The following is a 21,168-nucleotide window of genomic DNA, read 5'->3' as shown; positions in this document are numbered from 1 at the left end:
CATGCGCGAAGCCTTGTGCTCACTGCTGGTCGCCTTGCAGTTCCTCACCCGCCTGCCGGTGCGCCTGTCGGCGATGCCGACGCCGGAACAGTTCGGCCGCGCGGTGCTCTGCTATCCACTGGTCGGGGTGCTGATCGGCGTCGTGCTGTACGCCGCGGCGCGGTCGCTCGACGGTACGCCGCCGCTGTTGCAGGCAGCCTTGCTGCTGAGCCTGTGGGTGGCGCTGAGCGGCGCGCTGCACCTGGACGGCCTGGCCGACATGGCGGACGCCTGGGTCGGCGGGCTGGGCGACCGCGAGCGGACCCTGGCGATCATGAAGGACCCGCGCAGTGGCCCGGTGGCGGTGGTTGTCCTGGTACTGGTCCTGTTGTTGAAGTTCTCCGCCCTGGCGGCGCTGCTCGGCCAGGGCGAGGCCGGGTTGTTGCCGCTGGCCCCGTGGCTGGCGCGCAGCAGCCTGCCGCTGCTGTTCCTGACCACGCCCTACGCGCGCCCCGGCGGCCTCGGCCAGGCCATCGCCGAGCACCTGCCGGCGCGCAGCCTGCCGTGGGTGCTGGGGGTGAGTTTCGGCCTGGCCCTGGCCTTCGGCCTGGCCGGCCTGCTGGCGTTGCTGGTGACGCTGATGCTCTTCGCCTGGCTGCGCAGCCGTTTCCTCGCGCGCCTCGGCGGCACCACCGGGGACACCGCCGGCGCGCTGGTCGAACTTACCGAGTGTGCGGTGCTGGTGGCGCTGGCTCTGTAGCCGGACGCGGCTGGCGCAGGACCGCCATGGCGCTGAGGAAGAGCAGCGCGGCGGCGGCCAGTAGCACGGCGACGAAGGCCTGGTCGAAAGCCTGCCGGGCAAGCTCGACGAGCCGCGACGCGACCTCCGGCGCCAGGCCCTCGGCGACCAACAGGGCGTCGTCGAGGCTGTCGCGGACCCGCGCCGGCAGCTCGGCCGAGGGCAGCCTCAGCGACATCCCGTAGACGAAACTCATCAGGCTGCCGAGCAGGGTCACGCCGATCACCCCGCCCAATTCGTAGGACACGTCTTCGATGGCGGCCGCCATTCCGGAACTCTGTTCGTCCACGTTGAGCATCACCGCGGTGGAGGCGGCGGTCATCGCGCCGCCGAAGCCGACGCCGAGCAGCACCAGGCTGGCCAGTTGCGCTCCGGTGGCGGACTGGTAGGACAGGGCCAGGCCGAGCAATCCGGCGCTGCCGAGCAGCAGGGAGGCGCACATCACCCGGTTCTCGCCCCAGCGCGGCACCAGCCAGCCGGCCAGCGGCCCGACCACCAGCGAGGCCAGCGGGATCGGCAGGACGAACAGGCCGGCCTTCAGCGGCGTCAGGCCCTGCACCAGTTGCAGGTGCTGGCTGAACACCAGTTCCATGCCGACCAGCGCCATGGTCGCCACCAGGGCCACCGCGACGCCGCGGGCGAAGCGCCGGTTGCGGAACAGCGCGAAGTCGATCATCGGTTCGCGGGCGCGGCGCTGGCGGCGGACGAACAGGTACAGGCAGAGCATGCCGCCGAGCGCGGCGAGGACGGCCAGCCCGAAGTCCGGGGCGCGTGTGCTGAGTTCCTTGATCGCATACACCACCCCGACCAGGCCGAACATCACCTCCAGCGAGCCGAGGGGGTCCCATGGGCGCCGCGATTGGCCGCCGCAGGCCGGGATGGCCGGCAGCGCCAGCAACAAAGCGACGACCACCACCGGGACGTTGATGAGGAACACCGAGCCCCACCAGAAGAACTCCAGCAGCACGCCGCCGACCACCGGCCCCAGCGCCGCGCCGGCAGAGGCGACGGAGGCCCAGATGCCGATGGCCAGGGCGCGTTCGCGTTCGTCCTGGAAGACATGGCGGACGATCGACAGGGTCGCCGGCATCATCAGTGCCGCGCCCACCGCCAACCCGGCGCGGGCGGCGATCAGCGCCGCGGCGCTGGGGGCGAAGGCGGCGCACAGCGAGGCCAGGCCGAACAGCGGCAGGCCGGTGAGGAACAGCCGCTTGTGGCCAAGGCGGTCGCTGAGCAAGCCGGCGCCGGGCAGCAGGCCGGCGACCACCAGCGGATAGGCGTTGACGATCCAGAGTTTCTCCGCGGCCGTCGCGCCGAGGTCGTGGGTCAGGCGCGGCAGGGCCGTGTAGAGCACGGTCATGTCGATGATGATGAGGAACAGGGCGCTGGAGACGATGGCCAGGACCAGCCAGCGGTTCTGCCGGAACATGGGATAACCTCTGTGGCGAACGGTTCATCGCTCGCCGTGGATAACGGGAATTGCGCGCCACGGGCGGGCGCGTGAAAATATAAATACATACGTATGGATTTAAACTCAAGAGGTAGCCATGGGACGCCGACGAACGATCGACCGTGACCAGTTGCTCGATGCCGCCGAGGCGGTGATCGGCCGCGAAGGCGCGGCCGGCCTGACCATCGATGCGGTGGCGAAGGAAATGGGCATTACCAAGGGCGGCGTGCAGTACTGCTTCGGTACCAAGGATGCGCTGATCGACGCGATCTTCGAGCGCTGGGGCAAGGCCTACGACAGCCTGTTCGAAGCGGTGGCAGGGAAGCAGCCGACGCCACTGACGCGGGTTCGCGCACATGCCGAGGCGACCCAGCGTTCGGACGAGCTGTCCAGCAGCAAGGCGGCGGCGCTGATGGCGGCGCTGATCCAGACGCCCGAGCACCTGGAGGGCAGCAACCAGTGGTATCGCAGCCGGTTGGAAGGCCTGGACCTGTCCGCACCTGAGGGACGCCGTGCGCGCCTGGCGTTCCTGGCGGTGGAGGGCGCTTTCATGTTGCGCTACTTCCGCCTGATGGACATTGGCCAGGAGGAATGGGACTCGATGCTCGACGACGTTCGTGCGTTGTTGCTGACCCCGGCTGGCGCCAGCGGAGACTGAGGCTCCGCTGGCGCGCGCTGCGGGTGGTCGCCTCAGTCGAAGGCGAAGTGCTCGCTCTTCAGGTCCATGATCGAACCCGTCGGCTTCGCCATTGCCGCCGCGTGGCCCTTGGCGCGCGGAAGCAGGCGGGCGAAGTAGAACTCGCTGGTGGCGATCTTGGCCTTGTAGAAGTCCGCCGACTCGCTGCCGCCCTGGCGCAGTCGCCGGCGCGCAGCGGCTTCCTGGAGGGCCCAGGAATAGGCCAGCGTGGCGTAGCCGGAGAACATCAGGTAGTCGTGGCTGGCGGTGCTCACCAGATCGCGTTGCTTGCGCGCGGTGAGGGCAATGCGCAGGGTCAGCAGGTTCCATTGGGCGCAGAGCTTGAGCAGCACCAGGGCGCGGCCGCGCATGCGCGGCTCGTTCTTCAGCAGGTCGACGGCGAACCGGGCCACGCCCCTGGTGAAGTCGCGCACGGCCTTGCCCTGGGTCATCAGCAGGACCTTGCGGCCGAGCAGGTCGAGGGCCTGGATGCCGGTGGTGCCTTCGTAGAGGGTGGCGATCCGCGCGTCGCGGACGATCTGCTCCATGCCGTGTTCGCGGATATAGCCGTGGCCGCCGAACACCTGCATGCCGAGGTTGGCGCTTTCCAGGCCGAGTTCGGTCAGGCAGCCCTTGAGGATCGGCGTGAGGAAGCCGAGCTTGTCGTCCCAGCGTTCGTATTCGGCGTCGTCGTTGCTGAGGATGCCCTGGATCATCCGGTCGGCGTACTGGGTGGCCAGGTAGACCAGCGCCCGGCCGCCTTCGGCGATGGCTTTCTGGGTCAGCAGCATGCGCCGCACGTCACCGTGGTGCATCAGGCTGTCGGCGACCTGGTCGGGTTCCTTGGTCCCGGAGAGCGCGCGCATGGAACGGCGTTCGCGGGCGTAGGCGAGGGCGCCCTGGTAGGCCAGCTCGGCGGTGGCCACGCCTTGGATGGCGGTGCCGATGCGGGCGCTGTTCATGAAGGTGAACATGCATTCCAGGCCCTTGTTCGGCGGTCCGATGAGGAAGCCGGTGGCGCCGTCGAAGTTCATCACGCAGGTGGCCGAGGCCTTGATCCCCATCTTCTTCTCCAGCGCGCCGCAACTCACGCCGTTGCGCGGGCCGAGCGCGCCGCCTTCGCCGGGAAGGAACTTGGGCACGATGAACAGGGAAATGCCGCGGGTGCCCTTCGGTGCGTCCGGCAGGCGGGCGAGGACGATGTGGACGATGTTCTCGGTCAGGTCGTGTTCGCCGGAAGAGATGAATATCTTCGTCCCGCTGATGGCGTAGCTACCGTCGGGGTTGGCCTCGGCGCGGGTCTTCACCTGGCCGAGATCGGTGCCGCACTGCGGCTCGGTGAGGCACATGGTGCCGCCCCAGCGGCCCTCGGTGAGCGGAACCAGGTAGGTCTGCTTCTGTTCCTCGGTGCCGTGCTGCATCAGGGTGTTCATCGCGCCGAGGGAGAGGCCGGGATACATGGAGAACGGCCAGTTGGCGGTGCCCATCATCTCCTGCTTGAGCGCGCCGAGGCTCATCGGCAGGCCCTGGCCACCGTACTCCACCGGGTGCGAGAGGCCCTGCCAGCCGCCGGCGACATAGGCCTCGTAGGCTTCCTTGTAGCCCTTCGGCGTCCGTACTTCGCCGTTCTCCAGGTGGCAGCCTTCCTCGTCGCCGCTGTGGTAGAGCGGGGCGATCACTTCCTCGCAGAGCTTCGCGCATTCGCCGAGGATCGCATCGACCATGTCCGGCGTGGCTTCGGCTCCGTTGACCAGGTTGCGGTAATGCTCGGGGAAATCGAAGACTTCGTTGAGCAGGAAGCGCGTGTCGCGCAGCGGGGCTTTGTAAACGGGCATGGCTACCTCGGCGATGGATGGAGGGCGCCGGGTGCTCCCGGTCGCCGCTGACAGCGCGAGTTATAGGCCAGCGCCCGGCGTCCGGCCTTGGCAGGGGCAACAGACGGCGTTGGCAGTTCGGACAATCCGCTTGACCGTCGAGAAGTACGGGTATATACACGCATCCATGCTACCGACCCAATGCCTCTGTACCAAACTGCGTCGCGCCGCCCGCAGCGTTTCCCGCTTCTACGACGAGGCGCTGGCCGATACCGGCCTCAAGGTGGCGCAGTTTTCCCTGCTGCGGCACCTGCGGCGCCTGGACCGGCCGAGCATTTCCGAACTCGCCGAAGCCATGGGACTCGACCGCAGCACCCTCGGTCGCAACCTGCGGGTGCTGGAAGGCGACGGCCTGCTGCGCCTGACCGGTGGCGAGGACCAGCGCAACCGCCTGGTCGAGCTGACGCCTGCCGGGCTGGATGCCCTGGAGCGCGGAACGCCGGCCTGGGAAGATGCGCAGCGGCGTCTCGCCGGGCGCCTTGGCGAGGAGCGCAGCGGCGCCTTGGCGGCGTTGCTGGCGGAACTGGAGCGACTGGACTGACAACCGACGAAGCCTCTCGCCGAGGCGCTTCGTTCACGATAAAGCGGGTATATACCCGTAGATGGAGCGACCCATGCCGCGTGCCGCCTTCTGGATCCTGCTGTCCGGAGCCCTGATCCTTGCCCTGTCCCTCGGCGTGCGACATGGCTTCGGCCTGTTCCTCGCGCCGATGAGCGCCGACTTCGGCTGGGGCCGCGAAGTCTTCGCCTTCGCCATCGCCTTGCAGAACCTGGTCTGGGGCCTGGCCCAGCCGTTCACCGGGGCGCTCGCCGACCGCTACGGCGCGGCGCGGGCGGTGCTGGTGGGGGGCCTGCTGTACGCCCTCGGCCTGGTCCTGATGGGACTCTCGCAGTCGGCCACCGGGCTGTCGCTGAGCGCCGGCCTGCTGATCGGCCTGGGCCTTTCCGGCACCTCGTTCTCGGTGATCCTCGGCGCCGTCGGCCGCGCAGTGCCGGCGGAGCAGCGCAGCATGGCGATGGGTATCTCCAGCGCGGCCGGCTCCTTCGGCCAGTTCGCCATGCTGCCCGGTACCCTCGGCCTGATCGGCTGGCTGGGCTGGTCCTCGGCCCTGCTCGCCCTGGGCCTGCTGGTGGCGCTGATCGTGCCGCTGGCCGGGCTGATGAAGGATCGCCCGTTGCCGCTGCAGGGCCACGAACAGAGCCTCGGCGAAGCGCTGCGCGAGGCCTGCGCGCATTCCGGGTTCTGGCTGCTGGCGCTGGGCTTCTTCGTCTGCGGCTTCCAGGTGGTGTTCATCGGCGTACACCTGCCGGCCTACCTGGTCGACCAGCACCTGCCGGCGCAGGTCGGCACCACGGTGCTGGCGCTGGTCGGGCTGTTCAACGTGTTCGGCACCTACATCGCCGGCTGGCTCGGCGGGCGCTGGTCGAAGCCGCGCCTGCTGACCGCGCTGTACCTGGTGCGCGGGGTAGTGATCGTGCTGTTCCTCTGGCTGCCGCTGAGCGTCTACAGCGCCTACGCCTTCGGCGTGGCCATGGGGCTGCTGTGGCTGTCCACGGTGCCCCTGACCAACGGCACCGTGGCGACCCTGTTCGGCGTGCGCAACCTGTCGATGCTCGGCGGCATCGTGTTCCTCTTCCACCAGTTGGGCGCCTTCCTCGGCGGTTGGCTGGGCGGGGTGGTCTACGACCGCACCGGCAGCTACGACCTGGTCTGGCAGTTGTCGATCCTGCTAAGCCTGCTCGCGGCGCTGCTCAACTGGCCGGTGCGCGAGCGTCCGGTGGCGCGCCTGCAGGTGGCCGGAGGCGCGGCGTGAAGCTGGCCTGGCTGCTCGCCGCCGGGGCGCTGCTGGGACTCGCCTGGTGGGGCTGGCAGCGTGGCGGACTGGCGCTGCTGGAACTGGGCATGGGCGCATGCTGATAGGTGGCGATAGGCGCGGGGAAGGGTAAGCTGGGACATTCGTCGCCAAGGAGCCATTCCATGAAACCTCGCGTGCTGTTGTCCGTCCTGGCGCTCGCCGGGCTGCCGCTGAGCGGCTGGGCCGCCGATTGCCCGGAACTGTTGCAGGGCCAGTTGACCAAGCTGCGTTCCAAGGAAAGCATCGATCTTTGCCAGCGTTACGCCGGCAAGCCGCTGGTGGTGGTCAACACTGCCAGCCACTGTGGCTTCACCCCGCAGTTCAAGGGGCTCGAGGCGCTCTACCAGCGTTACAAGGGGCAGGGCCTGGAAGTGCTCGGGGTACCTTCCGACGACTTCAAGCAGGAAGCCGCGGATACCGCCGAGACCGCGAAGATCTGCTATGGCAACTACGGCGTGACCTTCGCCATGACCCAGCCGCAGCACGTGCGCGGCGACGAGGCGATCCCGCTGTTCCGCCAGTTGGCCGAGCAGAGCGGCCAGGCGCCGCGCTGGAACTTCTACAAGTACGTGGTGGATCGCCAGGGCAGGGTGGTCGCGCAGTTCTCCAGCAAGACCACCCCGGACGATCCGCAGCTCCAGGCCGCCATCGAGAAGGCCATCGCCAGCCAGCCCTGAGGGTCGGCCAGGCATGAAAAAGCCGGGCATTGCCCGGCTTCTTCGTTGGCGCGTGTGATCAGAAACGATAGGTGACCTGGGCGGTCAGGCCATGCGCGCTGTTGTCGTACTTGGCGCTGTAGGCCGGCTGCAGGGCGCTGCCTTCCTGGTTGACGCCGGCGGTGGTTTCCCACAGGTAGGCGTAGGCCACGTCGACGGTCAGGTCCTGGTTCGGCGACCAGCCGGCACCGACGGTGAAGACCTTGCGGTCGCCCACCGGGATGCGTACGTTGCGGTCCTCGTTGGAGGTCGGCGACGGCTCGTAGGCAAAGCCGGTGCGCAGCACCCACTCCGGGGTGGCCTGGTAGGAGGTACCTACCGAGAAGGACCAGGTGTCGCGCCAGTTCAGGTCTTCGCCGATGGTGTTGAAGCCCAGGGCCTGGCCGAGCGCCGGTACGCCGCTGTTGCGCACCTCGATCTTCTCCAGGCGGCTCCAGCGGGTCCAGACGGCGCCCAGGTAGCCCGTCCACTTGTCGTCGAACTTGTGGGTGATGGAGGTATCCACCGATTCCGGCAGGGTGATGTCCAGCTTGGCATCGTACTTGCCGTTCAGGCCCAGGGCACCCGGAGCGTTCTTCACTTCGGTGTTGCCGCCCAGGTGGTACTTGACCTTGGAGTGGTAGGTCAGGCCCCAGGTGGTGTCGTCGGTCAGGTCGACCATCACGCCGACGTTGTAGCCGATGGCGGTGTCGTCGCCCTTGATGTTGATCTTGGTATCGCCGTTGCTGCCGAGCAGGCCATTGGTGGCCAGGGTGTTCTTCAACTGGCCGTCGATGCGGTTGAAGGTCGGACCGAAGCCGACGGAAACCTTGTCGTTGATCTTCCAGGCGATGGTCGGCTGCACGGTGATCACCTGCACCTTGCTATAGGAGCCGTGGGAGCTGCCCATGAAGCCGTTTTCGTAATCGTTGATGATGCCGTAGGGCACGTAGATGCCCAGGCCGAAAGTGAAATCTTCGTTGATCGGCGTGGAGAAGTAGCCGAACGGTACGGCGGCCAGCGGTACCGAGTCGCCCTTGTTGCTGCCCTGGGCGGTGCTGTGGGCCTGGCTGATGTCGTCCTTGGCCTTGACGATGGCCAGACCGCCGCTGACTTCGGTGCGTTTCAGCTTGGACAGGCCGGCCGGGTTGCCGTAGATGGTGCTGGCATCGAGCGCGGACGAGGCGCGGCCGGCGTAGGCGGTGCCGGCGCCGCTGGCGCTCTGTTCGTTGATGGCGATGCCGTTGGCGAGGGTGTAGGTGGAGACAGCGCTAATGGTCAGTGCGAGAGAGGTTTTAAACCATATTGTTTTCATTGTTGGAGCAACTCCTGTGTATAACGGCGCGCAAACTACCAAGATTCCCAGACCGGCGCCAGTGTTCCGAAGTTCCGCAGGGTGCGGAACAGAGCGGTTGGCTCCGGTGCCAGTGAAGCGAAGGTAGCGCAACCGTTCGTGTCTGTATGTAAAAAATTTTCTGACCGGTTGGTCTGTTTCGGACGCGGGATTTTTCCATTCGCCGTCAGGCGACCTGGCTGAGGCTGCCGATGCAGCGTTGCCAGGCGTCGATGAACTCGTGCAGGCGACCGTGCGGCTGGAATACCTGGCGCCACACGCGAGCCTGGGCGAGGTGGTCGTGCTGGTCGGGCAGTGGCAGTCGCGCGGCTTCCACCAGCGACCAGGCGATGGCCGTGCTGTAGCGCAGGTTCACCGTCAGTTCCAGGTGCGGCGCGGCGAGGAAGGCATGCTGGCTGGCCAGGCCGCGGACCCGGCTGGCGCGCTCCGGGTCCAGCGCCAGGTACTGGTCCCAGAGCTGCTGGTGGCGTTCGCTGGCGATCCGGTACAGGCCGTGGCCACGGCGGTCGTCGAGGGCGCTCCCCAGCGCCGACTGGCAGGCCGCCGCGCCCAGCAGCAGCGCTTCGGCGGCGGGGCTGTGGCAGGACAGGTAGTCCAGGGTCGGGCGTATCACGTGCTGGCAAAGATCGTTGGCGGAAATACCCATGACGGCCTCGCGCAAGGTGGATCGGCGGGGCCGGGCAGTTTGGCAGCTTCTATTCCGATGGCCCCGCCGATAGCGGACTTAGCCGCTTGATTTGAAGTGTAGTGAAACAAGTCAGCTGTAAAGGACTGTTTTTAAATTGTTTCCAGCTTTAGAGAACAGCTGATATGCCCGCTGGAAATTAAACCGGCGCGTCCTTGCTTCGCTTGTGCTGGGCGGCATTCTCAGCCCCTGCGCAGGCTGTAGAGGAAGTCGCGGATGATGGCTTTCACTTCATTGGCCGCTTGCCGCTTGCTGCGTGCATCGCGAAGACTCATCGCGGCCTGGGTAAGGAAGCCGTAGAGCTGGCCGACCAGGGTTTCCCGGCGGTAGTCCTTGAGTTCGCCACTGGCCGCCAGTTCGTCCACCAGGCGCCCGACGTAGCGCAGCGTGTGGCGCGAGTCGATGCGTTTCCATCGCTCCCAGCCGACGACCGTGATCACCTCCTGCAGCGACAGTTGCCGCTTGCCGCGCGCCATCACGCTGTCGATGAAGGCCTCGGCCAGTGCGGCGGCCTCCGCCCACTTGTCGACATGCGCCGGCACCCTGTCCAGGTCCTCGGCGATCGTCCGTACCTGGCGTTCGTAGCATTCGGCGAGCAGTTCCTGCTTGCTGCCGAAGTGGTGGTAGAACGCGCCCTTGGTCACGCGCGCCTCGCGGGCGATGGCGTCGATGGAGACGCCGCCATAGCCATGTTCGATGAAGGCGGAGAGGGCGCTTTCCAGCAGCGCCTCGCGGGTCGCCTCGGCATTTTCCTGCTGCCTGCTCTTGACATTCATACTGCTGCCTTCTTACATACCGTCGGTATGTTCATGCTAGCACGCCTGGCGATCCGTCGAGCATTGCGTCCGTCCCGGCTGCTCGAACCCGCACGGCAAAGGAGGGAGCGAATGAGTACCGCAGTGGAGATCGCCTGCCGTGACGGTGTGCGCCTGGCCGGCGACCACTTCCCGGCCGTCGGCGATGCGCAGGGGAGCATCGTGGTGGCCTGCGCGCTCGGCGTCAGGCGCGCCTTCTACCAGCGCTTCGCCGTCCTGGCCGTGGCTTCCGGCTATGAGGTGCTGTTGTTCAGCTACCGCGGCAGCGAAGGCGACGACCCTGCCGTGGCTAGCTATCGCCTGGCCGACTGGGGACGCGAGGACATCGATGCGGCGCTGGCCTGGTGCCGAGCGCGCGCGCCGGAGCTACCGCGCTATTTCGTCGGCCACAGCATCGGCGCGCAGTTGCTCGGTCTGGCTGGTCAGGCCAGCGGATTGAGCGGCGCCGCGTTCGTCGCCGGTTCGTTTCCGTACTGGAGGCGCTGGCGAGGCAGGCAACGCTGGCAGATGTTCGGCCTGTTCTGCGTGGCGGTGCCGCTACTGACCGGACTGCTCCGACGCTTTCCCAGTCGTTTCTTCGGCCTCGGCAGCCTGGATATGCCGAGTCATTTCATGCGCGACTGGGCGCGCTGGGTGCGGCAGCCGGACTACCTCCTGGCACCGCGCTTCGGATTGCAGCGGCAGGGTTACGAGGCGCTGGACATCCCCGTCGCCAGCTTCCTGTTCGAGGACGACGACTACGTGCCGTGGGCTGCGGCGGAAAAGCTTCACCAGGTCTATGCCGCGGCGCACCTGGAGTTGCGTCGCAAGGGACGGGCCGAGGGGGCGGTCGGGCATTTCGGGCTGTTCCGCAACGAGGCGTTGCAGAAGGAGTTGCTCGACTACTTCAGGAAGCTGCCCGACGCGGCGTAAGCCGCGTCCGAGCGTATGGCGTCGTCAGTCGCCGGTGGCGACCGGGCGGCCCGGGTCGGTGATCCACTCGCTCCACGAGCCGGCGTAGAGGCGCGGAAGCGGGAAGCCGGCGAGGCTCAGGGCGAACAGGTTGTGGCAGGCGGTGACGCCGGAGCCGCAGTAGGCGACCAGCTCGTCCACCGGGCGACCGCGCAACAGGGCGGAGAACCGCTGGTGCAATTGTTCCGGCGGAAGGAAGCGGCCGTCGCTGCCAAGGTTGTCGGTGAAGGCGGCGCACTGGGCACCGGGAATGTGCCCGGCGACCGGATCTATGGGCTCGACTTCGCCACGGAAGCGCGGCTGCGCGCGAGCATCGAGCAGCGCCAGTCCGGGTTGGCCCAGTTGGGCCTGGAGGGTGGCGGCGTCGATCAGCAGCGAGGCATCGGGCTGGCCCTGGAAATCGCCGGGTCGAAGGTTGCTTTCGCCATTGGTCAGTGCCAGTCCCGCAGCCTTCCAGGCCGCCAGGCCGCCATCGAGGAGGTAGACCCCATCGCGCTTGCCCAGCCAATGCAACAGCCACCAGGCGCGGGCGGCGAATGCGCCGGGGCCGTCGTCGTAGAGCACCACCTGGCTATCCTGGCGCAGGCCCCAGGCTTGTAGCTTGAGCGCTAGCTCGGCGGGATCCGGCAGCGGATGGCGACCGGTCACGCCCTTGCGCACGGGAGCGGAAAGATCCCGTTCGAGGTCGGCGAAATGCGCGCCGGGAATGTGGTTCTCCTGATAGACGCGGGCACCGTAGGACGGGTCTTCGAGGGCGAAACGGCAGTCGAGGACCAGCAGGTCGGGTTCGCTGAGGCGGGCGGCCAGTTGTTGCGCGGTTAGCAGTTGGGCGGACGACATCGCGGACTCCTTGGGTCGGGAAGCAAAGCCGGTGGCGAATGGGTGGATCATGCCCCTTGGACCGCGTCGCGTCATCCCGGCGTCGCGCGGCGAGGTGGAGAAATGGCGAAAGGAAAGGGCTGGCTCCAGGCGAGGAAGATTCCTACTCGGTCATCAGCCTCGCCCGGCAGCGGGGGATTTGTCCAGACATGCAGAATCGGCTCGTTCCGAGATACCCGCTCCTGTGTTCTATCCCTCGGGACGCTTGTCCGATTGGCTTGGCCCGACGCTTGCGCCGGGCTTTTTTTCGCCTCTGTCCCGACCGCACCGCTTGCCTATCCATCCCGGGCCGCCTGCCGTAATGGTTGGGACCTTGCATGCCTGGCGATGGAGTCCTCGAAATGGTTGGGTTTTACGACTTGTAAGTTGGGAGTTTTCTTACTTCTAACTCAGGATTTTCAATTTTCTATAAATGCCACACTTCCCGCATCTTCAACTCATCGCTTTCCACCCTGCCATTTGCAAACCCAATGACGCCTCATGCCTTTGCTCGCTGGAATCTTCTGCTTCTCGTCGCTTCCATCTTTGCCGGACTTGTCTTTGCTCCGAGTGCCGATCTTTCCGCCTTGCCCACTCCTGAAGACCGGAAGTGGGTTCTGGCGGAAGTTCCGTCCGTTGCGGTTGATACGATGGTTGCCGGCAAGTTGGCTGGAATGTCGTGGTGGGGGAGAACCGTGGACGAGGAGCGCGAAGCTGAATCGAAGCGGGTTTCGGTGGGCGTGGATGGAGTGGCGCTAATCAAGGTCGATTGGCTGCTACGCGGCATTGTCCGCGATGAGGGCGGCATCTTCGCCCTTGTTGCCAAAAGCGCCGAGGGGCCTCTGCGGCGTTTTGCGGCGGGCGCCACTCTGCCTGGCGGCGAGCGTCTGGAGAGCATCACTGAACAAGGAATCCGCTTCTCGTTCTCGCAGGACGGGAACACCCAGGGTTTTGAAAGGAAACTGTATGCACCCTTGCCATAGGCCGAGCTTTGCCTTCTTGCGCCACCCGTTGTCCGTTGTCGTCTGTCTGGCCCTATTGGCAGGTTGCAGTACTTCCCCATTGCAGTTTCCCGAACCATTGCTCGCGAAGTCGGAAAAAGCCAAGGCAACCGAGGGCGTAGCCCTGGTGAGCGACGACGGAAAGAAAGCTCCGGCATCGTTGGCTGTTCCGAAGACGGAGTTCAGTGGCACGCCCACATCGCCTCGGTCGATCGTAGGCGGTGTAGTCGATCGAATGGACAAGGTGATCCTCGACGACAAGAAGGCTGACATCAGTCTGAACGTGGAGGACGTACAGCTTGCCGCATTCATCAACGAGGTATTCGGCAACATCCTCGGTTTGCCGTTTGAGATCGAAAGCGCTCTGAAGGAAAAGACTGATCGCGTGACCGTTCGTTTGGAACAGCCGCAGACTGCACAGATGGTTTACGAAGTCGCGCGCCAGGTGCTCGTCAACTACGGCGTGGAGATACTCCACCAAGGCGATATCTATCGCTTCCAGATCAAGCAGGTAGGGCTCAGCCCGGACGAGCCGCCCATTCTCATCAGTGGCGAAGCACGGCCTAGCGTGCCGATTGCCTATCGGCCGGTATTTCAATTCGTGGCGTTGCACAGCGTCGACCCCAAGGATGTGATTCCCTGGTTGAACAGCGCCTACGAAAAATCCGGCCTGAGCGTGATGGCCGATGGTGCGCGGAGTGGCTTGATGCTCAAGGGCATGTCTTCCATCGTCAACCAGGCCACCGAAGCCGTCCGCCTTCTCGATCAACCTTTCATGCGTGGACGTCACAGCCTGCGTATCGATCCGGCCTTCGTCAGTGCTGCCGACATGGCCAGTCAACTCAAGACCGTGATTGCGGCGCAAGGATACAGCGTCGGTATCGGCGAAGCGGTCGGCAGCATAATGCTGGTACCGCTGGAAAGTTCCAATGGCCTCATCGTCTTCGCCAACGATGGCCAACTTCTCGACTTGGTGCGCGAGTGGGCGCAGCAGGTCGACAGGGCTCCGATGGCGGTTGCCGCAGGTATCGGCGAGGAGAAGGAAGGACTGTTCTTCTACGAAGCTCGCAATACCCGTGTCACCGAACTGGCCAAGTCGTTGCGGGCATTGGTATCGGGGTTCGCCGGGGAGGGTGCCTACGGGATCACCTCCGGACTGCAAAGCAGCGCTTCCAAGCGATCTGGCGGTGGCAGGCGCGCCGGAGACGATGGTGCGGCACCGGCGGTGGCTCCCTTGCTGCAAGCCGCAGGTGCCGCCGCGTTGGTGGGGGGCGACGGTGCTAACGGTTTGCTCGGTGGCTTGGCGGCCGGTATCAGCGGCAGCGGCACCATAGTGGAGGACGAGAATCGAAACGCCATCTTGTTCCGAGGAGCGGCGCGTACCTGGCAGCAGATGCAGGGCTTGCTCCGGGAAATGGACAAGCCGGCCCGCCAGGTATTGATCGAGGTGACGGTGGCCAGCGTAAGTCTCAGCGACACCCAGGAGTTGGGCGTGGAGTGGGAGATGCTCAACGGCAGCTTCAATAGCGCGACCTCGACCGGAAGCAAGGGCAGCGCCGGGAAAGGAGGTTTCAACTACGTCATCAACACCGCCGGAGGCAATACCGCAGCCATCCAGGCAATGGCGGACAATCAACGAGTCCGGGTACTCGCCACTCCCCGTATCTTGGTCAAGAGCGGCGAGCAGGCCAACATCAATGTCGGTCGGGATATTCCTATCCCAACGGCCCAGGTCAATGACGACAGCACCACTGCTGGAAGCACCAACCTGCGCAATGAAATTGCCTACCGCTCTACCGGCACAATTCTGAATGTCGCCCCCGTAGTCTACTCGGATAGTCGGGTCGATCTTACGGTCAGCCAGGAGTTGAGCGACAGTGGCGGTTCTTCCGGCGGCGGTGGCAAGGCCAGTGGTGGAGGAATCAGCGCTCCGGAGATTTCCAGGACGTCGCTGGAAACATCGCTTACGTTGAAAAGCGGTGGGTCGGTGCTGATGGGGGGGCTGATTCGGGACAACATAACGGACTCCAACGCTGGCGTGCCTCTCCTGAAGGACATTCCCGGGATTGGTTTCCTCTTCGGACGCCAGAAAGCCGTGAAGACCCGTGAAGAAGTCATCATGTTGATCCAGCCTTACGTGCTGGAAAGTGATGCCGATGCCAGGGAAGTGACGGAAAAGCTGCACGCCATGCTGAGCAAGACACTGGCCTGCTCCGATAGACCGGGCGCCTGCCGTATGGAATGAGGTCGGTCGCCTGCAACACTCATCTAGACGACTCTCGTCGTGCTTCCCGATAGGCCTGGAACTTTCCGGGCCGTATCCATCCATAAAAATCTATTGCGAATCTTCTTTCTAAATGCTCAGAAGTAGCCTTTTACTTCTGGGTGTGACCCGGTTTTTAGAAACGTTTGTTCGTGATCGCTTGGATATTCTTAAGAATTTTCTCTATTTTACAGTTTTTATTTTTACCTTCTTCCGTAGGAAAATTCATTTATTAAATGGGAAGAGGTGAAAACGCACTTTTTGCTATTGCTGAGGTGCTTTGGCAATTATATAAAGCCATCCGTTGGTGCCTGTGTGGCCACTTCATGTAGTGGCTGGGCGTCAATTCGATCGGTGTCACCGGAATGATTGGAAGTATTCATGGTGTCAGGCCTGTCGATGTGTTGGTTGATTACCGATACATGATCATTAGCGTGTCGTCCAAAGATGGACACTTGACTGGAATGCTCAATATAAACGCTTCAAGGAGTTATTTTCTCATGCTCAAAAGAACACTACTCAGCGCCGCTGTAGCTTCGGCACTGTTTGCTGGAGTCGCGAACGCTGCCGGAGTGGTTGCTATTGCCACAAGCCCCACTCTGGAGGCGAACTCGCCTGGTGCAACCGAGCAGTACGGACCAGGACAGGCCAACTATGTCGTCGGCAAGAGTGTGGAAAATGGTGCCAACCTCGACAGCAAGGCGGCCAACATCACCCTGGCTCAGGAGATTTTCGGCAACAAGTCCGAAGAAACTACCTTTGACCTACCCAGCGTTACCTACACCATCGATCCAGTGAAGGCTGGAAATGCCGCTGCGGGCCACACCATCAAGCTGACCCTTGGTCGTACCGTCGTGCGCTTCGCCAAGGCCGTGACCGCCAACCAGATCAAGATCGGCGCCCTGGCGGCGGGTAGCGGCTTCGTCATCACCAGCGGCACTGGCGCCACTGACAACACGCTTGAGCTGCGCCTCGACCAGGTGGGTGCCGACATGATCAAGCAGACCGCGACCGGCGGCAACGTGGTGTTCTTCAACTTCCGCGAGCCGAGCAGCCAGGACAGCCAGCCTGCCAAGGTCACCAACATGCGCGCTCCGCTTCAGGGCGATGCCACCTTCGTGGCTGGAAGCTGGAATCCGAAAGTGAGCCTGCAGAACGACCCGCTGAACGAATTGCGTTTCCAGGTCACGGTTTCCGCCCAGTTCGATACCACCACTGGCGCCGATGCCGGCAACCCTGCGAATAACGATTCTGCACCGCCCCTGACCATTTTCACTTCGCTGCCCGCGGTTTACTGGGACGTTCTCAACACCAACCAGTATGGGCAGAATCGCGTCCTGCATCCGTTGAACCTGAACAATCAGGATCGCTCCTTCGATACCACGGTGTCCGTCGGTGGCGATAACACCGATTATTATGGTGCCAACTATGCGCGTCTGGGCGCCGTACGGCTCGGCATCAATACGGATGTGCTCAACGAAGCGGGTCGAACCGTGTTTGGTTTCGCCGGTGGCGACAAGGTGACCAGCACCCTGTCGGGTAACTTCAACGGGATCAGCGACATCGGCCTGACCACCGGGAACTGCTCCGCCTTTGCCGCCAATCCGGGGTCTGCCGCCAAGCTCTGGAATTCTGCCGCCATCGAAGGTGTAGTGGATGCGCAGGGCAACGGTACTTTGCCGGTATCGTTCGACAACTCGAATATCAACCAGACCTACAACGTCTGCGTGAAGGCTTCCGGCACCGTGCCGATGCAGGCGCTGCAACGTTTCGACGTGGGTGATCTGAAGGTCGACTTCGAGAACGTACGCTATGTCGACCGTACCATTGCAGGCAACCGTCTCGACGAGTTCTGGAAGAACAGTTGCGTCGCCAGTCTATTCAATCTGCCTGGCTCCAATGTTTCCGACCAGTTCTTCATTCGTCTGACCAACACCAGCGACGATGGTCGGGACGGCAAGGTGCGCGGGGTACTGTTCGACCAGAACGGTAAGCGTTATCCGGCGACTGGCAGCACCTACCTGACCGACTCGAGCGGGAAGACCGCCCTGAAAGCGCACGAAACCGGTGTGTACACCGTAACCGAAGTAGCCAAGGCCTTCGGTATCGACGGCACCAACTGGAACGGTGCCAACGGTCGCGCACGTCTGGTCCTGGAAGGCGAGTTCCCAACTTGCGAGGCGCTCGGCCTGATCCGCTCTGCCAATGGCACCATCACCAACATGACCTCCACCACCCAAGGCAACTTCAACGAAGATGGCTCGTCCACCTCGGAGAACCACAAGGCTGGTAACAACCGCAACTAAGTCGCTTTAGCTGCAGGCCAAAGGAGGCGATCTCCTCGATCGCCTCCTTTTCCACTGGGTAAGTAGAAAGAGAGTGCGTTACAGACGGGCTCGATGGGAGTTCTTACCCCTGAAAACCCAGCTCTGTACGTATCAAGGTGAGGCGAGATGCGCGTATTGGTCACAGGAGGTGCAGGATTCATTGGCTCTCATGTGTTGGTCGAACTCTTAGGCCAAGGCGCCAAGGTTGTGGTTCTGGATAATCTTGTCAACGGTTCTTCGGAATCTCTAAAGCGAGTGGAAAGAATAACCGGGCATCCGGTTGGCTTCGTACTGGGAGATATTAGAGACAGTCTTCTTGTTGAGCGCCTGCTGATCGATGAGAAGGTTGATGCGGTCATTCATCTGGCGGGGTTGAAAGCTGTTGGAGAAAGCGTTGATGACCCGCTGGAGTATTACGAGAGCAACGTTCAGGGAACTATTTCGCTGCTACGCGCCATGCAGAGGGTCGGGGTATTCAAGATTGTCTTCAGTTCTTCCGCAACGATCTATCAGATGCCTGGCACCTTGCCTATATCCGAGAGTTCGAAAGTGGGAGGCGTGGCCAGTCCCTATGGCCGGACAAAACTGACTGCCGAGCACATGCTCGATGACCTGGCTCGCTCCGATGCGCGTTGGTCCATCGCGGTGCTCAGATACTTCAACCCCATCGGTGCTCATGAAAGCGGCCTCATCGGTGAGGACCCATGCGGTACCCCAAACAATCTGCTGCCCTATATCGCCCAGGTTGCAGTCGGACGTTTGAGTCGGTTGACGGTACATGGCGGCGACTATCCGACTATCGACGGGACGGGAGTCCGGGACTACATCCATGTTTGCGACCTGGCAGCAGGACATACCAGGGCGCTCGAGTACCTGCGGCAGGGGCACGGCTACCACGTTTGGAATCTTGGGACGGGCACCGGCTATTCGGTCTTGCAGATCATCGAAGCTTTCGAGCGAGTCTCTGGCAGGCGCATTCCCTTTACGGTGTCCGGTCGCCGCCCAGGTGATGTGGCCGAGTGCTGGGCGGATGTTTCCAAGGCGGAGCGAGAGTTGGGCTGGAAGGCGGGGCTGGGCCTCGAATGCATGATTGCGGATGCCTGGCGCTGGCAGGTTTCCAATCCGAGTGGGTATTCATGAATCACGCCGCTGTTGTCGATGGGTTGCCTTTTAGCAACCTTGCGCTGATCTCCAATCAGGCTTTTTCAATCTACAATTTTCGTGGCGATTTCATTCGTGAGGTCGTACGTCGAGGAGCGAAGGTCTACGCTTTCGCTCCAGACTATGACGAGGTGACAAGCCGTCAAGTTTCGGAGCTTGGAGCAATTCCGGTTTCCTACAGCTTGAAACGTGCGGGCATGAATCCCTTTCAGGAGTTGCACGCGCTCCTGAGCCTGATCTGCAAGCTGCGGGCGCTGAAGATCGATGCCGTGTTCAGTTACTTTATAAAGCCCGTTATCTACGGTGGTATCGCGGCTTTTTTGACGGGCGTCAGATTACGCTATTCGATGATCGAAGGCGCCGGTTTCATCTATTCGGAAGAAGGCTATACCCATTTTCTACGGAAGCTGCTTAGGCATGTCGTGACCTGTTCGATCAGGTTGGTCCTTCGGTTCTCGTCTCGTGTATTTCTTCTCAATCAGGATGACTATGACCTGTTTGTGAGCCCTCGGCTGGCCAAGACGGGACGTGCCTTGATATTGCCGGGTATAGGCGTCGATCTTGATTATTTTGCCGCGAGTTCTCCCGTGTTGCGGCCTATTACTTTCGTGTTTGTCGCTCGTCTTCTCAAGGAGAAAGGTATCTATGATTTTGTGGAAGCCGCGAGAATCGTTAGAAAACGCAGTCCGCTCGCGCGTTTTCTGGTCTTGGGAGGCGTCGACAGTAATCCAGGAAAGGTTTCACGGGAGGAAATGAACCAGTGGGTAGCCGAAGGCTTGTTGGAGTGGCCTGGCCATGTGCATGACATCAAGGCATGGGTGGCCAATACGAGTGTATTCGTGCTGCCCTCCTATTATAGAGAAGGTGTGCCGAGAAGTAGTCAGGAGGCCATGTCCCTGGGGAAGCCTGTGATAACGACTGACTGGACGGGATGTCGTGAAACGGTACTGGATGGTTTCAATGGATTTCTGGTACCGATCAAGAGTCCGCAGAGTTTAGCCGCGGCAATGTTGAAGTTCATCGAGTCGCCTTCGCTCATCGCACGTATGGGAGAAGCCAGTAGATCGCTGGCGGAACAGCGTTATGACGTTTTCAGGATAAACAATACGATGCTTTCTGCGTTGTAGGGATCTGGCTGTGAGTTGTATGAAGGGTAATGCGCCGGTACTTGCGGCCGTAGATATAAGCAAGGGTTTTAGAGTCTACAGGGCTCCTCATCAAAGGATGTTGCAGGCCATCTGGGGTGAGAGAAAGAAATTTTATTCGGAATTCTGGGCTCTGCGGAATGTGAGTTTCCAGGTTTTTCCTGGGGAGGTGGTTGGAGTAATCGGCTGCAACGGCTCCGGGAAGTCCACCTTGCTGCAGATACTTGCGGGTACCTTGCGCCCTACGAGTGGGCAGGTGGTTCGCCCAGAAAGGGTAGCGGCATTGTTGGAGCTGGGGGCCGGTTTCAACATGGAGTACACCGGCAGGGAAAACATAATCTTCAATGCCATGCTTCTTGGATTGGGCGAGCAGGAGATTTCTGAACGCCTCGACGAGATAATCCAGTTTGCCGATATCGGTGAGTTCATCGATCGTCCGGTTAGAACATATTCGAGCGGTATGTTCGTGCGTTTGGCTTTCTCCATTGCGGCATATGTCGATGCCGATGTGCTGATCGTGGACGAGGCCCTGGCGGTAGGTGACGCCGCGTTTCAGTTCAAATGCCTGAACCGGCTTGAAGAACTGCTGCTGAAAGGCATCACCATCCTGCTGGTCTCCCACGATATACAGTTGATCAAGAGTTATTGTAGTCGAGCGATCTATCTATCCAAAGGTAGAGTGATATTCGATGGCGACTGTGAAACAGCCACGGAACTCTATCTGCGGGACAGTATAGAGACACAGCGGGCGGAAGTCCGCTCAGGAAGCCTGATCGCTTCTGGCGAACACGGGAACTCGGTAATTGCATATGGAAATGGGCAGGGCAGGTTTCTATCCATCCGTATGGGTGTACTTGACGAAGCCCGGGATTACTTCGATTCGGGCGAACGTGTCTGGGTCGAGGTACTTGTGCAATTTGACCTACCCGTCCCGGAGCACCCAAAAATCACCCTGACTATCCGTGACCAGCGCGGTTACAACCTCTATGGCATAAACAATTTATTGCTGGGCAAGGCTCTGAATGTCGAGCCTGACGGGCGCTTGAGAACACGCATCAGCTTCGACTGCGACTTGCAGGCCGGCGAATACGCCTTGACGTTTCGTCTGGAGAACTCTTTGTCGGAGTCCGTTTGCGAACTCATGGATAAAAAGGTCAATGCGGCGATATTCAGGGTCTTCAATTCGCCCAAGTGCTTCGATGCAGTGGTGAATCTGCATGGAGCATTCGAGCCGGTTCCGTTCTGCTGCGAGACCCGGGCTACCCAATGAAGTCATCGT

The 21,168-nt window shown here is 62.6% G+C and carries 18 protein-coding genes; 12 read left to right on the top strand and 6 right to left on the bottom strand.

The window, feature by feature from the left end; all coding sequences use genetic code 11:
- Position 1 precedes the first annotated feature (1 nt).
- Positions 2–739, top strand: coding sequence for an adenosylcobinamide-GDP ribazoletransferase (locus JHD77_RS06710; protein ID WP_016253684.1), 738 nt, complete (start codon positions 2–4; stop codon positions 737–739).
- Here JHD77_RS06710 and JHD77_RS06705 read toward each other — a convergent pair.
- Positions 702–2,207, bottom strand: coding sequence for an MFS transporter (locus JHD77_RS06705; RefSeq protein WP_033999051.1), 1,506 nt, complete (start codon positions 2,205–2,207; stop codon positions 702–704). The genes JHD77_RS06710 and JHD77_RS06705 overlap by 38 nt on opposite strands.
- Positions 2,208–2,325: 118 nt before the next feature.
- Between JHD77_RS06705 and JHD77_RS06700 the strand changes: the two genes are divergently transcribed.
- Positions 2,326–2,886: a TetR/AcrR family transcriptional regulator gene (locus tag JHD77_RS06700; protein WP_003124996.1), complete on the top strand. Its 561-nt coding sequence runs from the start codon at positions 2,326–2,328 to the stop codon at positions 2,884–2,886.
- A 32-nt stretch (positions 2,887–2,918) separates the two neighbouring features.
- On the opposite strand, the gene JHD77_RS06695 is transcribed toward JHD77_RS06700, so the two are convergent.
- Positions 2,919–4,739 (bottom strand): acyl-CoA dehydrogenase C-terminal domain-containing protein, encoded by a 1,821-nt coding sequence (locus tag JHD77_RS06695; RefSeq protein WP_003109278.1) that lies wholly within the window; start codon positions 4,737–4,739, stop codon positions 2,919–2,921.
- A 130-nt stretch (positions 4,740–4,869) separates the two neighbouring features.
- Between JHD77_RS06695 and JHD77_RS06690 the strand changes: the two genes are divergently transcribed.
- The 3 genes from JHD77_RS06690 to JHD77_RS06680 all read left to right on the top strand — a co-directional run bounded on the left by JHD77_RS06690 (position 4,870) and on the right by JHD77_RS06680 (position 7,311).
- Entirely contained in the window at positions 4,870–5,319 is a 450-nt protein-coding gene (locus JHD77_RS06690) for a MarR family winged helix-turn-helix transcriptional regulator (RefSeq protein ID WP_003123092.1), read from the top strand.
- Between the two features lie 73 nt (positions 5,320–5,392).
- Positions 5,393–6,592: an MFS transporter gene (locus JHD77_RS06685; RefSeq protein ID WP_014603139.1), complete on the top strand. Its 1,200-nt coding sequence runs from the start codon at positions 5,393–5,395 to the stop codon at positions 6,590–6,592.
- 164 nt (positions 6,593–6,756) lie between these two features.
- The gene (locus JHD77_RS06680) at positions 6,757–7,311 is read left to right on the top strand and encodes a glutathione peroxidase (RefSeq protein WP_003082631.1); all 555 of its coding nucleotides are present in this window, start codon (positions 6,757–6,759) and stop codon (positions 7,309–7,311) included.
- A 58-nt stretch (positions 7,312–7,369) separates the two neighbouring features.
- On the opposite strand, the gene JHD77_RS06675 is transcribed toward JHD77_RS06680, so the two are convergent.
- The 3 genes from JHD77_RS06675 to JHD77_RS06665 form a co-directional block, all read right to left on the bottom strand.
- Positions 7,370–8,644: an outer membrane protein transport protein gene (locus JHD77_RS06675; protein ID WP_003082638.1), complete on the bottom strand. Its 1,275-nt coding sequence runs from the start codon at positions 8,642–8,644 to the stop codon at positions 7,370–7,372.
- A gap of 205 nt (positions 8,645–8,849) precedes the next feature.
- Positions 8,850–9,329 carry a hypothetical protein gene (locus JHD77_RS06670; protein ID WP_003082640.1) on the bottom strand — a complete coding sequence of 160 codons (480 nt, stop codon included), beginning with the start codon at positions 9,327–9,329 and terminating at the stop codon, positions 8,850–8,852.
- Between the two features lie 221 nt (positions 9,330–9,550).
- Positions 9,551–10,144, bottom strand: a complete 594-nt coding sequence (locus JHD77_RS06665; protein ID WP_003158260.1) for a TetR family transcriptional regulator — start codon at positions 10,142–10,144, stop codon at positions 9,551–9,553.
- 111 nt (positions 10,145–10,255) lie between these two features.
- On the opposite strand from JHD77_RS06665, the gene JHD77_RS06660 reads away from it, so the two are divergent.
- A complete protein-coding gene (locus tag JHD77_RS06660) occupies positions 10,256–11,095 on the top strand; it encodes an alpha/beta hydrolase family protein (RefSeq protein ID WP_003158261.1) in 840 nt (279 codons plus the stop codon).
- Between the two features lie 24 nt (positions 11,096–11,119).
- Here JHD77_RS06660 and JHD77_RS06655 read toward each other — a convergent pair whose 3' ends face one another.
- Positions 11,120–11,974, bottom strand: coding sequence for a sulfurtransferase (locus tag JHD77_RS06655; RefSeq protein WP_054375768.1), 855 nt, complete (start codon positions 11,972–11,974; stop codon positions 11,120–11,122).
- A gap of 509 nt (positions 11,975–12,483) precedes the next feature.
- On the opposite strand from JHD77_RS06655, the gene JHD77_RS06650 reads away from it, so the two are divergent.
- The 6 genes from JHD77_RS06650 (at position 12,484) to JHD77_RS06625 (ending at position 21,159) form a co-directional block, all read left to right on the top strand.
- The gene (locus JHD77_RS06650; RefSeq protein WP_031689934.1) at positions 12,484–12,975 is read left to right on the top strand and encodes a hypothetical protein; all 492 of its coding nucleotides are present in this window, start codon (positions 12,484–12,486) and stop codon (positions 12,973–12,975) included.
- Positions 12,959–15,238: a type II secretion system protein GspD gene (locus JHD77_RS06645; protein ID WP_023835679.1), complete on the top strand. Its 2,280-nt coding sequence runs from the start codon at positions 12,959–12,961 to the stop codon at positions 15,236–15,238. Before JHD77_RS06650 ends, JHD77_RS06645 begins: the two co-directional genes overlap by 17 nt.
- A 518-nt stretch (positions 15,239–15,756) precedes the next feature.
- Positions 15,757–17,562 carry a hypothetical protein gene (locus JHD77_RS06640; protein WP_023115444.1) on the top strand — a complete coding sequence of 602 codons (1,806 nt, stop codon included), beginning with the start codon at positions 15,757–15,759 and terminating at the stop codon, positions 17,560–17,562.
- A 147-nt stretch (positions 17,563–17,709) separates the two neighbouring features.
- The gene (gene galE / locus JHD77_RS06635) at positions 17,710–18,723 is read left to right on the top strand and encodes a UDP-glucose 4-epimerase GalE (protein ID WP_016263724.1); all 1,014 of its coding nucleotides are present in this window, start codon (positions 17,710–17,712) and stop codon (positions 18,721–18,723) included.
- 23 nt (positions 18,724–18,746) lie between these two features.
- Entirely contained in the window at positions 18,747–19,871 is a 1,125-nt protein-coding gene (locus tag JHD77_RS06630; RefSeq protein ID WP_010895560.1) for a glycosyltransferase family 4 protein, read from the top strand.
- 19 nt (positions 19,872–19,890) lie between these two features.
- On the top strand, positions 19,891–21,159 hold the full coding sequence (locus JHD77_RS06625; protein ID WP_010895561.1) for an ABC transporter ATP-binding protein: 1,269 nt from the start codon (positions 19,891–19,893) through the stop codon (positions 21,157–21,159).
- The last annotated feature ends 9 nt before the right edge of the window (positions 21,160–21,168 follow it).

It is taken from the genome of Pseudomonas sp. P20 (assembly GCF_016463925.1).
Lineage (GTDB): Bacteria > Pseudomonadota > Gammaproteobacteria > Pseudomonadales > Pseudomonadaceae > Pseudomonas > Pseudomonas aeruginosa.
The sequence above is the reverse complement of the archived record's forward strand: the minus strand, read 5'-3'. Positions and strand labels throughout refer to the sequence as shown.

Bases quoted from the DNA above. Each gene is read 5' to 3' on its own strand.
- JHD77_RS06710 (WP_016253684.1), top strand. From the start codon at position 2: ATGCGCGAAGCCTTGTGCTCACTGCTGGTCGCCTTGCAGTTCCTCACC.
- JHD77_RS06705 (WP_033999051.1), bottom strand. From the start codon at position 2,207: ATGTTCCGGCAGAACCGCTGGCTGGTCCTGGCCATCGTCTCCAGCGCC.
- JHD77_RS06700 (WP_003124996.1), top strand. From the start codon at position 2,326: ATGGGACGCCGACGAACGATCGACCGTGACCAGTTGCTCGATGCCGCC.
- JHD77_RS06695 (WP_003109278.1), bottom strand. From the start codon at position 4,739: ATGCCCGTTTACAAAGCCCCGCTGCGCGACACGCGCTTCCTGCTCAAC.
- JHD77_RS06685 (WP_014603139.1), top strand. From the start codon at position 5,393: ATGCCGCGTGCCGCCTTCTGGATCCTGCTGTCCGGAGCCCTGATCCTT.
- JHD77_RS06680 (WP_003082631.1), top strand. From the start codon at position 6,757: ATGAAACCTCGCGTGCTGTTGTCCGTCCTGGCGCTCGCCGGGCTGCCG.
- JHD77_RS06675 (WP_003082638.1), bottom strand. From the start codon at position 8,644: ATGAAAACAATATGGTTTAAAACCTCTCTCGCACTGACCATTAGCGCT.
- JHD77_RS06670 (WP_003082640.1), bottom strand. From the start codon at position 9,329: ATGGGTATTTCCGCCAACGATCTTTGCCAGCACGTGATACGCCCGACC.
- JHD77_RS06665 (WP_003158260.1), bottom strand. From the start codon at position 10,144: ATGAATGTCAAGAGCAGGCAGCAGGAAAATGCCGAGGCGACCCGCGAG.
- JHD77_RS06660 (WP_003158261.1), top strand. From the start codon at position 10,256: ATGAGTACCGCAGTGGAGATCGCCTGCCGTGACGGTGTGCGCCTGGCC.
- JHD77_RS06655 (WP_054375768.1), bottom strand. From the start codon at position 11,974: ATGTCGTCCGCCCAACTGCTAACCGCGCAACAACTGGCCGCCCGCCTC.
- JHD77_RS06650 (WP_031689934.1), top strand. From the start codon at position 12,484: ATGACGCCTCATGCCTTTGCTCGCTGGAATCTTCTGCTTCTCGTCGCT.
- JHD77_RS06645 (WP_023835679.1), top strand. From the start codon at position 12,959: ATGCACCCTTGCCATAGGCCGAGCTTTGCCTTCTTGCGCCACCCGTTG.
- JHD77_RS06640 (WP_023115444.1), top strand. From the start codon at position 15,757: ATGCTCAAAAGAACACTACTCAGCGCCGCTGTAGCTTCGGCACTGTTT.
- galE (WP_016263724.1), top strand. From the start codon at position 17,710: ATGCGCGTATTGGTCACAGGAGGTGCAGGATTCATTGGCTCTCATGTG.
- JHD77_RS06625 (WP_010895561.1), top strand. From the start codon at position 19,891: ATGAAGGGTAATGCGCCGGTACTTGCGGCCGTAGATATAAGCAAGGGT.